The organism is Nitrospinota bacterium, from assembly GCA_009873635.1.
GTDB lineage: Bacteria > Nitrospinota > Nitrospinia > Nitrospinales > VA-1 > LS-NOB.
In genome coordinates this window covers 1-15537 of record WAHY01000013.1, presented here as the reverse complement: position 1 = coordinate 15537, position 15537 = coordinate 1, and the positions used below count along the sequence as shown (strand labels likewise).

12 protein-coding genes are annotated in these 15537 nt (G+C 44.4%); 8 read left to right on the top strand and 4 right to left on the bottom strand.

The annotated features are described in order from the left end of the window. The first annotated feature begins 169 nt into the window (after positions 1–169). On the top strand, positions 170–1714 hold the full coding sequence (gene trmB / locus F3741_08770) for a tRNA (guanosine(46)-N7)-methyltransferase TrmB (protein MZG30883.1): 1545 nt from the start codon (positions 170–172) through the stop codon (positions 1712–1714). 42 nt (positions 1715–1756) lie between these two features. Here trmB and F3741_08765 read toward each other — a convergent pair whose 3' ends face one another. Next, on the bottom strand, positions 1757–2407 hold the full coding sequence (locus tag F3741_08765; GenBank protein ID MZG30882.1) for an adenosylcobinamide amidohydrolase: 651 nt from the start codon (positions 2405–2407) through the stop codon (positions 1757–1759). Beyond that, complete coding sequence (locus F3741_08760; protein ID MZG30881.1) at positions 2407–3768, bottom strand: sodium-dependent transporter; 1362 nt, start codon at positions 3766–3768, stop codon at positions 2407–2409. Before F3741_08760 ends, F3741_08765 begins: the two co-directional genes overlap by 1 nt. A 33-nt stretch (positions 3769–3801) precedes the next feature. Here F3741_08760 and uvrC point away from each other — a divergent pair, with 33 nt between their 5' ends. The 5 genes from uvrC to F3741_08735 all read left to right on the top strand — a co-directional run bounded on the left by uvrC (position 3802) and on the right by F3741_08735 (position 9082). Beyond that, positions 3802–5670 (top strand): excinuclease ABC subunit UvrC, encoded by a 1869-nt coding sequence (gene uvrC / locus F3741_08755; protein MZG30880.1) that lies wholly within the window; start codon positions 3802–3804, stop codon positions 5668–5670. Between the two features lie 194 nt (positions 5671–5864). After that, the gene (locus tag F3741_08750) at positions 5865–6608 is read left to right on the top strand and encodes a hypothetical protein (GenBank protein ID MZG30879.1); all 744 of its coding nucleotides are present in this window, start codon (positions 5865–5867) and stop codon (positions 6606–6608) included. A 5-nt stretch (positions 6609–6613) separates the two neighbouring features. Then, positions 6614–7771, top strand: coding sequence for a DegT/DnrJ/EryC1/StrS family aminotransferase (locus tag F3741_08745; protein MZG30878.1), 1158 nt, complete (start codon positions 6614–6616; stop codon positions 7769–7771). A gap of 62 nt (positions 7772–7833) precedes the next feature. After that, a complete protein-coding gene (locus tag F3741_08740) occupies positions 7834–8703 on the top strand; it encodes a tetratricopeptide repeat protein (GenBank protein ID MZG30877.1) in 870 nt (289 codons plus the stop codon). Next, positions 8594–9082 (top strand): hypothetical protein, encoded by a 489-nt coding sequence (locus tag F3741_08735; protein ID MZG30876.1) that lies wholly within the window; start codon positions 8594–8596, stop codon positions 9080–9082. The genes F3741_08740 and F3741_08735 overlap by 110 nt, the downstream gene beginning before the upstream one ends. Before the next feature lie 160 nt (positions 9083–9242). On the opposite strand, the gene F3741_08730 is transcribed toward F3741_08735, so the two are convergent. Continuing rightward, entirely contained in the window at positions 9243–10325 is a 1083-nt protein-coding gene (locus tag F3741_08730) for a hypothetical protein (GenBank protein MZG30875.1), read from the bottom strand. Between F3741_08730 and F3741_08725 the strand changes: the two genes are divergently transcribed. Then, on the top strand, positions 10093–11103 hold the full coding sequence (locus tag F3741_08725) for a formylglycine-generating enzyme family protein (protein MZG30874.1): 1011 nt from the start codon (positions 10093–10095) through the stop codon (positions 11101–11103). The two genes, F3741_08730 and F3741_08725, sit on opposite strands and share 233 nt — an antisense overlap. Positions 11104–11124: 21 nt before the next feature. Here the strand turns inward: F3741_08725 and F3741_08720 are convergent, their stop codons facing one another. Further along, a complete protein-coding gene (locus F3741_08720; protein ID MZG30873.1) occupies positions 11125–12246 on the bottom strand; it encodes an oxidoreductase in 1122 nt (373 codons plus the stop codon). A gap of 155 nt (positions 12247–12401) precedes the next feature. Between F3741_08720 and F3741_08715 the strand changes: the two genes are divergently transcribed. Continuing rightward, on the top strand, positions 12402–15537 hold a 3136-nt coding region (locus F3741_08715), incomplete at its 3' end, for a 5-methyltetrahydrofolate--homocysteine methyltransferase (protein MZG30872.1).

The following is a 15537-nucleotide window of genomic DNA, read 5'->3' as shown; positions in this document are numbered from 1 at the left end:
GATCCCCGTATGAATTTTTATAAATAACTTTTTTCCTTTTTTAGGGAAGGAAATTAAGGACTGCTCTCACTTGCCAGCTTGAAAAGAACCGGGAATTATCCGAGAATGCGGGATTGATATTTAATGAATCAAGATATTCACCACTCCTTACCCGATCAGGTTTTAAAGAATGAGTTTGTTGACTGCCAGACCTTCTTCTTCCGATTTCGTTCTGGAAGACCCTTATTTTCTAAATATTGATGAGCACCCGGATTGGCAAGGGCAATTTGGCAACGACCACCCTGTCAAACTGGAAATAGGTTTTGGAATGGGCGACTTCCTGATTGAAATGGCTCAAAGGGAGCCTCAAAACAATTTTGTCGGGGTCGACTTCTCACCAGACTGCATTAGAAATTTGCTGTCCCGGGTTAACGAACTTCACTTAAAAAATATTCGTGTCATATATGGAGATGTCCGGGAAAAAATCCCTTCCCTTTTCCATGACGGAGAATTGAGCACGGTTTATATTAACTTTCCTGATCCCTGGCCGAGAAAAAGGCATTTCAAGCGCCGGCTGGTTAAACCCGCACTGGTCAAGTTGGTGGCGCAAAAACTTGCGCCGGAGGGTTGCGTCCATCTGGCAACGGACAGCGAACCTTATGCACGGGAAATTAGCGGATATTTTAACGAAGAATCCTTGCTGAAAAATAGAACCCGGGAGTTAGGATTTCTACAGACTCGTAATCATCTGCCGAAAACTAAATACGAAAAAAGCTTCATTTATGCCGGCGACAAAATCCATTATCTGGAATATTGCAAATCATCCATTCAAAAAGACGTGTCTGCTGCTAAACAGGAACCGGAATTCTTAAATAATGATGAACGGCTGAAAAAAGCTTTTGAAGATGCAGTGGCCAATGCACAGGATGCCTGTGACCTGAAACAGGTTGGAGATCACCTTGCCTATGCGGGAGATAAGCAATGGGCTGAAACCGTTTACAAAAAAGCAGAAGAGACGGCCGAAGACTGTTTGGATCTAAACTGGTTGGCATACAGCGTTTCTGAGGCACTCAGCGATAAGGAATGGGCAAAGAAATTATACGATAAAGCTGAAACCAGAGCTGAAAGCAGTTTGGATCTAAACTGGCTGGCATACAGTGTTAAGGAAATTCTGGGTGATACGGAGTGGGCTAAAAAACTCTATCAGAAGGCTGAGAAAAATCCCAAAAATGTGCGAGAGCTCTGTGACCTCGCAGACAGCATTGCTGAAACATTTGGCGATAAAGACTGGCAGGCCAAAGTTTACAAAAAGGCTGAAGTCATGGCGAAAGAGCATTCTGACTATTATGAACTTGCCGACAATATCTGTATGAAATTTGGGGATGACAAGTGGGCAAGGGAGATTTATGGGAAAGCCGAGGAAACAGCACAGGATAGCAGTGATTTAAATAGCCTTGTAGAAAGCCTGATAGAAAAGCTGGGCGACAAAAAATGGGCCGAACAGGTTGTTAGAAAAGCCGAGGCATTGGCGCAGGACAGCATTGATTTCTGTTGTCTGGCAGACAGCCTGTGCGAAAAATTCGGCGATAAACAATGGGCGCGGAGGTTATATAAAAAAGCAGAGGAAAATGCGGAAGAAAGTTTTGAGTTTCACTGGCTGGCCGAAAGCCTGAGCGAAAGGCTGGGTGATAAAGAATGGGCTGCAGGGATATACAATAAGGAAAAAAATTTATAATTTTTCAGGAAACAGGTCAAACTTCCAGCAATTGATCACGTGTTATAAGGAATTTTTTATCCCTTCTTTAACAGCTTCATAAACGGTCTGTCCAATAAGCTCCCCAAGCCGGGTATGCATGCCACAAAAGTTTTGTTTCACTTCACCTGATGATGCCAGCACAATGCAGTCGGTCCCCGTGCCGGTAGCAGGGGTGCCGGACTTTCGGCTTTTGACTCCCATATCAAATAACGCGCGGGTCTTGGCCATAGTGGCAACCTGTATGGCTTCCAATTGCCCTGAGACATGAGGTAGGGCGTTGGTAGCAAGAATGATATTAATGGTTCCGTAAGGGTTCTTCTCATCGGTTTTTTTTACATCCGCTGCTTCTCCTGCTGTACGGCTGTTGTCCAGGCCAACCGTGCATACCGTTTCTACCCAATGGCGGCTGGACAGCATATAGCGAGTGCTGTACTTTTCCACTTCGGCAGAAGTCAGCAGGCCCACTGCGTTTTCCGGCAAGCCAATGTCTTTCTGAAGGTTTTTAAAAATATCTGATAACTTTTCTTTGATGCCTTCGTCCAACTGGTGGTTGAAGATACACCGGGTCTGGGTTGGGCCGGGATTAAAAGGTGCCCAGCTCAATACTTGACAGGTTTCGGGCAAATTGACTACAAGGGTTTTATTGTGAACCTTGATATTGATTCTGGACATCAAGGAAAGAATTTGGCGATGAAAACAAAGCCGACCGCTACCGGGCTGATATAGCGGATCAGGAACTCCCAGCACTGTGCCCAGGGAAAACCAAATTTGTTTTCATTTTTTTCAATTTCTTCATGCGCGTTTTTCGTACCCCAAACCCAACCGACGAAAATTGCTGTTAACATACCACCCAATGGAAGGAAATAATTGGAAGCGATGTTATCGACATGGTCAAAAAAGTTCATTCCAAGAAACTTGATATCTGCCATGACCCCGAACGATAATCCGCTGGGAACACCAAAAGCAAAGATCATTAATCCGACAATAAGCACGGCTTTTTTTCGTGGCCATCCACGTTGGTCGATGAAGTAAGCCACCACAACCTCCAGCAGAGAAATTCCAGAAGTGATAGCGGCAATAGCCAGAAGCAAGAAAAATATAACGGCGACACCGTGACCCATTGGCATGCTGGCGAACACGGTGGGGAGTACGCTGAAAACCAGACCCGGCCCTTCTGTAGGTTCGAGCCCCATCGCGAATACTGCCGGAAAAATAACCATGCCAACTAAAAGGGCGATGAGGGTGTCGAACATCACCACGTAAACAGTAGAAGAGGTCAGGTTTTCTTTTTCAGAAAGGTAACTGCCGTAGGTGATCATGCATCCCATACCCAGGCTGAGTGAGAAGAAGGCCTGCCCCAGCGCAATCAATACTACGTTAGCACTGATTTTGCTGAAGTCGGGAGTCAGGTAAAAAGCAACCCCTTCCATCGCTCCATCTAATGTTAGAGAACGTAACATTAAAAGGAAAAGGATGATAACCAGTGTCGGCATGAGAATATCGCAGGCCTTCTCAATACCGCCATGTATACCCCTTAATACGATAGCGATACAGGTACCCATGAACAATGCATGATAAAAAAGGACTTCGGAAGTATTTCCTATGAAGTTTCCGAAAAACTCTCCTGCTTCTTTTGGGGACGAGAACCCCATCACTGAACCACTGATTGCTTTTACTATGTAAGCAAAGGTCCAGCCGCCCACCACACCGTAAAAGGAAAGAATCAAAAAACCTGCGAGAACGCCCATATACCCGATACCGGTCCAGGGCGAGTTGGGCTTTAGTTGTTCAAAGGCACCGACAGGATTTCGGTTGGTCCTTCGCCCAAGAGTAAACTCGGTCAACATGATGGGGGTGCCGATTATGAAGATGCAAACAAGGTAAATGAGTACAAACGCTCCGCCACCATTTTGTCCTACGATATAGGGAAACTTCCAGATATTGCCGAGTCCCACAGCGGAACCGGAAGCGGCAAGAATAAATCCCAATCGACTGGCCCAGAACCCACGTTTATTATTGGTTTCGGTCTTCATCAAAATAAGAGTATATTTTTAGAAGTTAATCACATTGCTGAAAATACTTTCCAAACCAGGGTCGTTAAGTTGGATAAAAAAATAAAAAAAATTATCGAAACTATTCCCAGGTTACCCGGGATTTATATCATGAAGGATTCCCGGTCGGAAATTCTTTATATTGGCAAGGCCAAGATTCTGAAAAACAGGGTCCGTTCTTATTTCCAGAGTTCTCGCAATTTGCATCCTAGGACCAGGATGTTTCTGAATAAAGTTCGCGATATAAAATTCTTGACCACCAAAACTGAAGCTGAAGCACTAATTCTGGAAAGCAATTTCGTAAAGAAGCATCAGCCTCGTTACAATGTTCTTCTTAAAGATGATAAACATTATCCATATTTACGTCTGACCACGCAGGAAAAATTTCCACGGCTTGAGGTAGTGCGAAAGGTGCGCAAAGACAAAGCCACTTATTTTGGCCCCTACACCATGGTCAAGGAAGTCAGGGAAACGATAAGGTTGATATACAAAATTTTTCCGCTTCGCCAAAGCAAAGACAAACTGGATGGACAACCCGTTCGACGACCTTGCCTGAATTACCAGATGGGACGGTGCCTGGCCCCGTGTGCTGGAAAGGTGTTGCCCGAAGAATACAAAACCGTGGTCGAGGATGTGGAACTATTCCTGAAGGGTAAAAACGCAGTTCTGCTGAAAAACCTGAAAGCAGGAATGGAATCTGCCGCCTCTGAGATGCGCTACGAAGAAGCCGCGGTTTTCAGGGATAAAATCCAGGCGGTTCAAACGGTATTAGACAAACAGAAAATCATTTCAACTTCCCTGCAGGACCAGGATATCATCGCATATTGTTCTGAAAAAGATCAGGCCATGGCCCAAGTCCTGATAATCCGTGAGGGAAAAATGCTGAGCGAAAAAATATTCAAAATGAAATCGCTCAACGAAATGGTAGAGGACGAAACCCTGTCCTCCTTTCTCAAACAGTATTATGCGGAAGAGGTGGCGTTGCCGGCGGAAATACTGTTGCCGCACCCTGTTGAAGATTCGGAGTTGATTGCGAACTGGTTATCAGAAAAAAAAGGGTCTCGCGTGAAACTGGAAATACCTGTTATCGGCAAAAAACGTGACCTGGTAAAAATGGCGGAAGAAAACGCCCGTTTTGCCATGAGGATGGAACGTGACAAGGGTGATGTGGGCACGCGTTCTTTGGAAGAATTGCAAACAGCCCTTGGTTTGAGTCATTTCCCTGAAGTGATCGAGGGCTTTGATTTGTCCAATATTTCTGGAAGCCATGCCGTGGGTTCAGTGGTGGTATTTGAAAACGCTTTGGCGGAAAAATCAAAATATCGACGCTACAAGATTGCCACAGTAAAAGGCATTGATGACTATGCCATGCTTAGAGAAGTAATGACTCGCCGTTATCGGCGTATCCTTGATGAGGGCACCCCATTACCTAACCTGGTTCTTATTGATGGAGGTAAAGGACATTTGAGTTCAGCTCGTGAGGTCCTCGAGGCGTTGGATATCATTGACCGGGTTGATTTAGCCTGTATTGCCAAAGGCAAATATCGTAACAACCTTGATACGGATGAGGTCTACCTGGTACATAAAAAAGAACCGGTGTTGTTTAAAGAAAACTCTCCCTCCAGATTTCTCATGCAACGAATTCGCGATGAAGCTCACCGGTTCGCAATTTCTTATCACCGCCGTTTGAGAGGTAAGGAGACTTTGAGTTCTCCTTTAGAGGAAATTCCGGGGATAGGCAAAAAAAGACGTTTACAGCTCTTAAAACATTTTGGCAGTCTGGAAAACATACGTAAAGCCTCTGTAGAGGAATTGACGTCCCTGCCGGGTATTACACTCTCTCTGGCAGAAAAACTGCGCCAGCATGATATTGGACCCGTTTAAAAAATAGCTTTTTTGCAAAAAAACTGACTCGGCTTGAAAAACCTTTGATATTCGCCCTTTTAGTGAGCAGCCGAGTCCTTCCAACAGCAGTAGGAGGCTAAACTAAATTTTGGGTTTTGCCGTTAAGACCTCTGTATAATATTCTGTTAAGGATGCGTTTTTAGAAAAACGGCATAACTCTGGAGGATAAAAGAATGGGTTGTATCAAAAAAATAACGAGTTATCTTTTAAGCGCAATGTTGCTGATGCTCGTGGTCTCCGAAGAAACTTTGGCTCAGGTTTCAGATGAAGTATTGAAAGAAGCTAAAATTCTGGCAAAACTGGAAGACGACTATTTTAAAAAGCGTTTGAGTAATGATTTAAAAGGAGCTTACCAGTTTCAGCACCCTGCCTATAAAGAAAAAATTTCACTCGAAGAGTTTCTGTATTTTGAGGGCCGACTGGTATCAGGGTATAGGGACGGAATGCAGGCCCATATTTCGGGAGTTATGGTTCCTCCTCTTGATTATATAATGAAAAATCCAGTTAAACGGGATGTCTTGGGCTTCCCCCGTCCCAGTAGATACAAATGGTTTGATAACCCATTTATTTATGTAAAGAGATATACGCTTGAGCGGATATCTATCAGCGAAGATGGCAATTACGCGATGACAGAGATCATGTTAAAAGGCAGAGAACGTTTGAACCCTGCTTTGGTCAGGGGTGATATCTCGTTCGACATGATGCGCCCTCATATAGATTATTGGGAAAAGGTGGATGGTCAATGGGTGATAACCGTATTGATTGACAACTCTGCAATAAGTGGTTCGAGAAAAACATTATATTTTATTCCTAATAATAACGATGCATGGAAAAAGATGGAGTATGTCCACATTGATTCTTCCAGCTTACTGGCAGAACCTGATCCACAGCGCCATGCCTTTAATGGAAAAAACTAGCTTCTATGAGTGTCGATCTGCCATATCATAAGTCCTGGCTGGAGGAAGAGGAGCATCAAGAAGTTGAAGATACCCTGAAATCCGGCTGGTTGACCACGGGTCCTAAAACTCAAAAATTTGAAGAAGCATTTAAAAATTATATAGGCTGCAAGCATGCATTGGCGCTGAACTCCTGCACTGCTGGACTGAACCTGGCACTTGCGCTGCAAAACTTTGATGAAGGGGACGAGGTGATCACCACTCCGATGACCTTTCCCGCCACTGCTAATGCTGTTCTTCTACAAGGATTAAAGCCTGTTTTTGTTGATATCGAACCGGGCACCCTCACCATAGATCCTAAAAAAATAGAAGCTAAGATCACGCCGCGCACTCGAGCCATCATTCCCGTACATTTTGCCGGTCACCCATGTGATATGACACCGATTCAGGAAATCGCGGACCATAACAAACTGGTTATCATTGAAGATGCGGCACACGCGCTGGAAGCAAAATACAAAGGACAAAAAATTGGCAATATGGGAAATGCAACAGCCTTCAGCTTTTATGCCAATAAAAATATCACTACTGGGGAAGGCGGTATGCTGGTAACCAATGATGATAATCTGGCTGAAGCCATTCGTGTAATGAGGTTACAGGGAATCAGCCGCGATGCCTGGAAACGTTTTGGCAAAAGCGGATTTTCCCACTGGGAGCAAACCCTGGCAGGTCATAAATGTAATATGACCGACCTGAATGCCTCGCTTGGACTGCACCAGATCAAAAAAATAGACCGGTTCATGGCTTTACGAAAAAAATATGTTTCGATGTATGATAAGGCTTTTGCCGAGATGCCGGAGCTGGAAACTCTGGCTGTGCGAGACTATGCTGATCCTGCCCATCATATATATGTTATCGCTCTCCAATTGGACCGCTTGACGACAGACCGGGATGGGTTGCTGGATGAAATTCAGTCTTCCGGCATAGGAGTGGCTGTGCATTATGTTGCGTTGCACCTGCAACCTTATTATGTGAAAAATTTTAAAACCAAGCCCCAGGATTTTCCGATAGCTTCAAACTACTCTGAGAGAGTGATAAGTATTCCACTGTATCCGAAAATGTCCACCGGTGATGTTGAGCGGGTGATTGGAACAGTGAAAGACCTCGTCAAAAAATTCAAGCGTTAAACCACTGACTGGCAAGGGAGCAATACAGTTTTGCTATCCGTGACTGTGGTATCCTTCCCTCCATGAATAAACTGTTTTCCCGGTTAAAAGAAACCTTTGGCAAAATCATTTCCGATCTTGCCAGCAAGGGAGAGAAAAGCCCCGCTGCAGAAGAGACTCCTGCACGTTCCCCATCTGAACTCAAGATACAGGCGGAACTTCTCAAGGAGAAGGTCAAAAAAAATCCTAAAGATCTTAAATCCCTTTACGGTTTGGGAGAGGTGTTTATTGAAATGCATCGTTATGGTGATGCTATCTCCCCTTTGCGTGAATTGGTCAAACATTCTCCTGAACACAAGAGTGGACTTTTGATGTTAGGTAGGGCGCAAATGGAGATGGGGCGTGATGAGTCCGCCCTGGAAAACCTTGAAGAAGCCCTTCGTCTGGACCCGGAAAGCATGACTGTCAAAAAAGCTCTCTGTCAGGCTCACAGCAATTTGTCTACAGCGTTTGGAAGGATCAAAAACCAAAAGCAGGCCGAGCTCCATTTTAAAGAGGCTGTCAAAATTATTCCAAACTTTGGCCCTGCCCATCTTTCAATGGCAATCTGTTATACGGAGTGGGGGCGTTATCAGGAAGCCCTGGCGAAAATCAAGGAAGCCTTGAATATGGATAAGAACCTTACGGTAGAAGCTCACTACAGGTATGGCGAAGTGTATACCAAGCTGAAAGATGTTAAAAAAGCCATTAAACATTATAAAGAGTCGATTGCGGTAGACCCCGTTGCGGCCATGCCCAATTTGAGACTGGGAACACTTTATTTCAAATTAAAAAAATATAAGGATGCTGTCGAACCATTGCGCAAGTCAATCAGACACAGTCACATATGCCTCCGAAGGTTACTTCAGGCTCGGAGTTTCGCTGATGAAACTCAAGGACTACCACTCAGCTGAAGAACCTTTACGCAAAGCGGTTGAGTTGAGTCCAGATAGCGAGTTGGCAAACGATACTTTGGCCGACAATCTTTTTCAATTAGCAGGTATTATCACCGGTAATGAGAAACCGGGAGAGATCATCGATAAATTACGGGAGGTGGTTTATTTTAATCCGGAACATATTCAGGGCTATGAACAACTGAGTAGGGCTTATGATGAAACCTTGAATGGCCAGAAGGCTATCACTAATGCCATCATTGCGCAAAGACTCCAGGCTGATAAAAAAATGCTGAAAGAAGCGGCCAGGTCTCGAGAATCCCTCAACGCACTCTACAAAAAATACAAGATGACACCCGACGAGTTTAAAAAAGTCACCACTCCCAGTAAAAACTACTAACCAGCATGACGCTGGACTCAGATAGCAATAGCCTGTTCTGGTTTTCAAATAGTTTTCTCGGCTTAAACAGGTCTTGGCCAATTGCCTCCCTCGCTAGAGGGCAACCAGCAATATATTTTATTGGAGGAATGGGTTGGCTGTGTAGATTTTAGAGTTGCACTTATCCAATACTTTTAAAGATATTTACCAGTTTTTCCACAGAGCCGGTTTGCAGGGCTTTGAATATTTTTTCCACTTGTTGTGATAAATCTTTTTCGCTTTGGAATTTCAGTTCCAGTTTCAATTCGTTGCTTTCGAACGTTTCCAGAAACTTTAAACGGGTTTTATCGTCCAGTTCCATTTCATCAATAGCGCGGGCGACCTGCTTTCGCAAATCTGACAGGACTGGAAAACGCAGGTCGTGGAGAATTTTATGGATCGGATCATAGCGTTGTTGAACAGGCAAGTCGGATGAGGTCAGAATTTTCTGGATATCATCACGGGAAATAATATCTGCTTGCGTTGTGTTATCTTTTGCAGCAACTTCATCGATCAATTCCAGCACGTCCCGCCACTTATTAACACCAGGCCTCAAGGTCGAAAACATATTTTCGGCAGCCGTGAGGCTGTCCCATTTGTAAAATGTATTGAAGATTTTTACAGGAACTCTTGCCCGGTGAAGCAATGTTTGCATCTTTTGGCTCAATAAACTAATGTTAGACAAGTCCTGAAATATTTTTTTACTGCGTTCAAGTTCCAGTAAAGGCATATATTCTTTTATAATGGTTTTGTCGGAAACTCCTGCTTGAGAAAATTTGTTGAGGATGCCGCCTTTTTCTATATCGCTGTATTGCCGGTGTCCGAAATTTTCATTCAGGTTTATGACCAGTCGGGAGGCATCATCAAGTTCTTCTGCAGTGATGAATGCGGGAACATGAGTGAGCCCGCATCGTGAAGCGGCCTGGAAACGTTTGTGTCCGCTCACTATGGCATATCCATTTTCTGAAGGGCAAACTGTAACAGGGTGACGGATGCCGATCACTTTGATCGAGTCCATTAATTTTTCCGGGCAACCGTCCAAAGAAAAATCGGTTAACCGGTTTTCTCCATCAATATCTGTTAAAGGGATTTCGGAAACAGTTTTCATGCAATTCTTCCAGTCAAAGTCATTGTTTGCAGTCATTCTTTTTGTTTTGGTTTTTCCTGGTTGTGTGGAAAAAATCCCTGAAGGTATGATTTTAATTCCTTCAGGAGAGTTTACCATTGGATCCAGTGAGATTGATGAGGAAAACCACGCTCTTTCTTTGGGACTCAATAAACCCTGGTTTGCTGATGAAACTCCTGAGCGTCGTATAGACATCCCCGATTTTTATATTGACCGGTATGAGGTGACCAACCAGCAATATTTTATTTTTTGCCAGGCAACCGACCATAAACCGCCGCGTTACTGGAAGGGACAGAAGTATCCTGAAGGAATGGATCGCATGCCGGTGACACAGGTGAGCTATTTTGATGCAAGTGCCTACGCTAAATGGGCAGGCAAGCGATTGCCTAATGAATTGGAGTGGGAAAAAGCCGCGAGAGGCAGAGCCGGGTTCGTCTATCCCTGGGGCGATGACTTTATACCGGGTATTGCCAATCTCAGCTTGTCACCTAGAACGAAAACTGGGCAGGGATTGAAACCCGTGGGCAGTTTCCCGAAATCAGCAAGCCCTTATGGGGTTCAGGACATGATCGGCAATGTCTGGGAATGGGTTTGGGAATATTACCAGCCATATCCTGATAGCGAGTTTAAATCCCCCGCTTATGAAAAGAAACATATCGTGGTGAGAGGGATGTCTTATATGGGTGTGGGACATTTCAGCAAAAAGGATTTTTTAAAAGTTGTTTCACTAAAGGCGCGCGCATCTTACCGTGAGCACCTCAGTCCTTTAGCCCGTCAAGCAGATGTGGGTTTTCGTTGCGCCAAAGACCGCCCTCCATTTATGGAAAGAGTTTTTGGAGTTAAATCTGATTCGGCGAAAGAATCGAAAGATATTTGATCATGGTTAAAGATCGCCTGTCTAATTTTTTGTGATGCGGTAAACCACACCAAGATAATCGTCAGAAAGATAAAGATCGCCTTCAGGCGACTGTTCGATATCTACCGGTCGCCCATCCGGAGCACCACTTTCTGTTAACCAGCCTGTTATAAAATCTTCATGACCGAGAATATTGCCACTGGCATCAAGTTTAAGTCGTACTACTTTATACCCTGCCGGGACAGAGCGGTTCCAGGAACCGTGAAAAGCTATGAACACACTGTGATCATATTTTGCGGGAAGGTTCCCTTTCTGGTAAAACGCCAGTCCAAGCGGGGCCATGTGTGCGGTGAACATGTGAGCTGGAGGTTCGGTTTTAGAGCAGTCAAATTTTCTGCTAAAATCTTCATCGAAAATTTGTGATTCATAACAGTAAGGCCAGCCATAATGTTTTCCCTGCCGGATAATATTCAGTTCTTCTTTAGGATGGTGGTCTCCCAGCATGTCTCGACCATTATTGACTCCCCATAAATCCCCTGAGTAGGGTGAAAACTCAATGCCTACGGAATTGCGTAACCCTTCTGCGAAAACTTCTCCGCCGGAACCATCAAGATTAAACCGTGAGATTGCGGCACGTAATGGATTATCTTCAATGCAGACATTGCAGGATGAACCCACGGACAAATATAATTTATTGTTTTTTATTTTTATTGTGCGGGTGTAGTGTCCCCCACCAGGAATGTTATTGATGATGGTTTCCGGTTTCCCAAACTCGAAAGGCTTGCCGAGACGCTTCAGGCGGATTACCTGGGTTTCCTCCGCGATGTAGAGGTAATATCCGTCATCCAGTTGAATGAAAACCAGTCCATGAGGAGCATTTCTGTTTTCAAGGACGAGAACCGTTTTATCAGCCTTGCCGTTTTTATCGATATCGGGCAGGGCCACTACTTTTCCTGCTTTCGCCTGACTGAGAAAAAGGACTCCCTGATCGTCAAAAGCCATGTGCCTGGCACGCGGTACATCTGAAGCGAATACGTTGATGCTGACATCAGGAGGCAGATTGAGATCTAAAAGATCCAGTTTATGAGAATGCGGCACCAGGGAAAAAGCAAAAACTGTTTGGGAAAACAGAATAAAACTAAGAAATAATCCTATTTTTCGCATAATAATATTTGATTGGCATTGTCTGAGTGAGTTATCTTCACTGGCCTGTCGGTAATTTTCAAACCAGTATATAATAATTATCCCATTGAATTCTTTTTGAGTCCTCGTTAATTTACTCAAGATAAACGAATCTGAACAATGAGGTACAAACAGTTTTGAAATTTGAAGAAGTCTTAGGAAATCAAGTCCTTGTGCTGGATGGAGCCATGGGAACGATGGTCCAGAACCTGGAACTGGATGACGCTGCTTTTGGTGGGCCTGCATTTAAAATGCTGACCGACCTGTTAATATTTTCCCGGCCTGATGACTTGGAAGGCATCCATCTCAAATATTTACAGGCCGGGGCCAACCTGATTGAGACCAATACATTTGGGGCCTCACCTTTACGATTAAAAGAATTCGATTTTACTCAAATCGATCTGGACGATATCAAGGCGGTTCCGCAAAACCTCGACTTGAAAAAATCCGACTATTCAGCCATCACTCATTCTTTGAATGTAGAGGGTTGCCGCATAGCCAGAAAAGCTATCGATAGTTATAAAAATGATCCAGGCTATGATGGTCGCCCATTGTTCATTGCAGGTTCCATTGGTCCTTCCAATTATGTCTTATCCAAAACCGAGGCGGCGCTCAACAGGGCTACCTGGGATCAAATTGTAGACAACAACTTTAGACAGGTGCGTGGCTTGATCGAAGGTGGTGCCGATGTTCTTTTATTTGAAACCCAACAGGACATTCTCGAGTTAAAAGCATCGTTGTTGGGCGCGAGAAAAGCTTTTGAAGAAGCGGGCAAACGTCTTCCCATTATGGCCCAGGTGACGGTGGATGGGTTCTCAAAAATGCAAATCTTCAATACAGATATTCATGCCGCCCTTGTTGCGATTGAAGGTATGGGTATTTCTACTTTTGGCATCAACTGCAACACGGGACCTGAGTTGATGGAAAAAACAGTAGAAAAACTTAGCAAGATCTGCCGTTTGCCAATCTCCATTGTCCCTAATGCCGGTCAACCTGTCTCTGAAAATGGAAAGACCTGTTACAAACTGGAACCGGAATCCATGGCGGACTATGTAGAACGTTTTGTTAAAGAACGAGGTGTGTCGATTGTCGGGGGTTGTTGTGGAACAACTCCGGAACATATTCGTGCTTTATCTGACCGGGTGAAAGGGGTTGTTCCTAACAGAAAGCAAGTAGAAAAACAGGTTTTTGTTTCCGGTCCGCAGGAGGCAGTCACTCTTAGTGGCTCAGATGCCTTGATCCGTATTGGAGAAAGGCTGAACGTGAGGGGCAGCAAGAAGGTGCGTGAAGCGGTTGAGCGTGATGACGGGGTGCAGATGGAGGTTTTAGAGGAAGTCGTTGAAGAGCAGGTAAAGGACCTGGGGATTGAAATTATTGATGTGTGTATGGACAGTAATATTGTCGAAACCGAAACGGTTTTACCGGAAGCGATCTATGAACTGACCAGTGATTTCAAAGGGGTGATGTGCATCGATTCTTTTTCTGTTGAAGCATTGCAGACGGCGATAGAATCCTATCCCGGCAGGCCGATCATCAACTCCATCAGTCTTGAGGAATATCAGGACGGTGTCAGCAAACTGGATGCCGTCTTGTCGCAAACGAAACAACATCATCCTGTTTATGTTGCTCTAGTGAACGGACTCGAAGGCCCGGGCCAGACAGCGGATGAAAAATATGATCTTGCCGCGGAAATTGTCCGCCAGGCTAAAGAAAACCATGGCGTGACACCCGACCAGATTTTAATTGATGTCAATGCGTATCCCATAGGATCAGAATCGGTAGAAGGGTTGAATTTCTGCGCTGAGACTTTGAATTGTCTGCCTCGCATCAAAGCAATTCACCCTGAATTGAAAACGAGTATTGGAGTTGGCAATCTGACCAACGGACTTGCTTCGAAGCCTTATATGAGAAAAGTTTTGACCAGTGTATTTTTGGATGAAGCCAGGAATGCAGGTCTGGACTGCGCCATTTTAAATCCTCACCATTATGTACCTCTTGAGAGCCTGGAAAAAAGTGATGTGGAATTAGCTCGTAAAGTTATTCTTGATCGGGACATGGCGGCTTTTGAAGAGTTGGAATCGATTGCGCAGACGAAAAAAACAGGTGTCCAGGTAAAGAAAATTGATTATGACGACCTTTCACTTGAGGAGAGTATTTGCCAGAGAATCAAAGACGGGTTCAAGCAAAAGGAAGAAGGCGTCATAAAAAAAGAGGGTGGTGAGTTTCCTTATAAGGACAGAATAGTCGTCGATGTTGCCAAAGCTGTTGAAAAATACGAACCGTTACATTTTATAAGCGGACACCTGATGACGGCCATGCGTGAATTAGGCGATGCATTTGGCCGGGGAGAAGTGAGTCTGCCGCATTTACTGAAAAGTGCTGATGTAATGCGCCATGTCATGCAGTTTTTAGAAGGTTTTATGCGTTTTAAAAGTGGTGTCGAGCCGGGTGAGGCCATTGACTATAAAGGTGTGGTGGTCATCGGCACCGTTTATCAGGATGTGCATAGCATTGGTAAAGACCTCGCAAAAACATTACTTGAAAACTATGGCTACCGGGTGATTGACCTTGGTGTTCAGGTTCCGCTTGAACAGTTTATAGAAACTGCCAGGCAGGAAAATGCTGATGCAATAGGCATGAGCGCATTGCTGGTGCAAACCTCAAACCACATGATCACCGTTTCAAAAATGTTGATGGAACAAAATTACTCCATTCCCTTGTTATTGGGCGGGGCTCCAGTGAATTCTCGCCATGCGGGATATGTAGCCATGCATGGGCATGATGACATCAATGCAATTCTGGATAATATTTTTTATTGTGGTAGCGGAATGGATGGTGTCAACACTATGGGACTTCTCATGGACAAAGAACAACGCCCCGGACTGTTGAAGGAAAATAAGGAAAAACTACTGCGTGAATATCAAAAGGCGAAGGGAATTCAGGAGGAGAAGGACGAACTTTTAAAGACCCTGCCAAGAAGAAAAGTCAGCTTCAGGCATCATGAAAGTCCTTCAGACGGATACGGAATCCATAAAGTTGAATTCAAACTGCATAAACTTGCAGGAAGTATGGATAGAAAAAGCCTGTATTCGCTGAATTGGAAGTTCGGTAAAAAATCCAGTTGGATTCATAAAGGTGTGACGCTGAAACAACTTCAGGATTTGGAAAAAACCTGGATTGAAAAAGCCGAAGAAAATAGCTGGATTGTACCCAAGGCCAGATTTGGACTTTTTCCCGCTCAATCTGATGGTGATGAGGTCATTATTTATGATC

Excerpts from the sequence above, each read along its gene's own strand:
- trmB (MZG30883.1), top strand. The coding sequence starts at position 170 with ATGAGTTTGTTGACTGCCAGACCTTCTTCTTCCGATTTCGTTCTGGAA.
- F3741_08765 (MZG30882.1), bottom strand. The coding sequence starts at position 2,407 with ATGTCCAGAATCAATATCAAGGTTCACAATAAAACCCTTGTAGTCAAT.
- F3741_08760 (MZG30881.1), bottom strand. The coding sequence starts at position 3,768 with ATGAAGACCGAAACCAATAATAAACGTGGGTTCTGGGCCAGTCGATTG.
- F3741_08750 (MZG30879.1), top strand. The coding sequence starts at position 5,865 with ATGGGTTGTATCAAAAAAATAACGAGTTATCTTTTAAGCGCAATGTTG.
- F3741_08745 (MZG30878.1), top strand. The coding sequence starts at position 6,614 with ATGAGTGTCGATCTGCCATATCATAAGTCCTGGCTGGAGGAAGAGGAG.
- F3741_08740 (MZG30877.1), top strand. The coding sequence starts at position 7,834 with ATGAATAAACTGTTTTCCCGGTTAAAAGAAACCTTTGGCAAAATCATT.
- F3741_08735 (MZG30876.1), top strand. The coding sequence starts at position 8,594 with ATGCTGTCGAACCATTGCGCAAGTCAATCAGACACAGTCACATATGCC.
- F3741_08725 (MZG30874.1), top strand. The coding sequence starts at position 10,093 with ATGCCGATCACTTTGATCGAGTCCATTAATTTTTCCGGGCAACCGTCC.
- F3741_08730 (MZG30875.1), bottom strand. The coding sequence starts at position 10,325 with ATGGTAAACTCTCCTGAAGGAATTAAAATCATACCTTCAGGGATTTTT.
- F3741_08720 (MZG30873.1), bottom strand. The coding sequence starts at position 12,246 with ATGCGAAAAATAGGATTATTTCTTAGTTTTATTCTGTTTTCCCAAACA.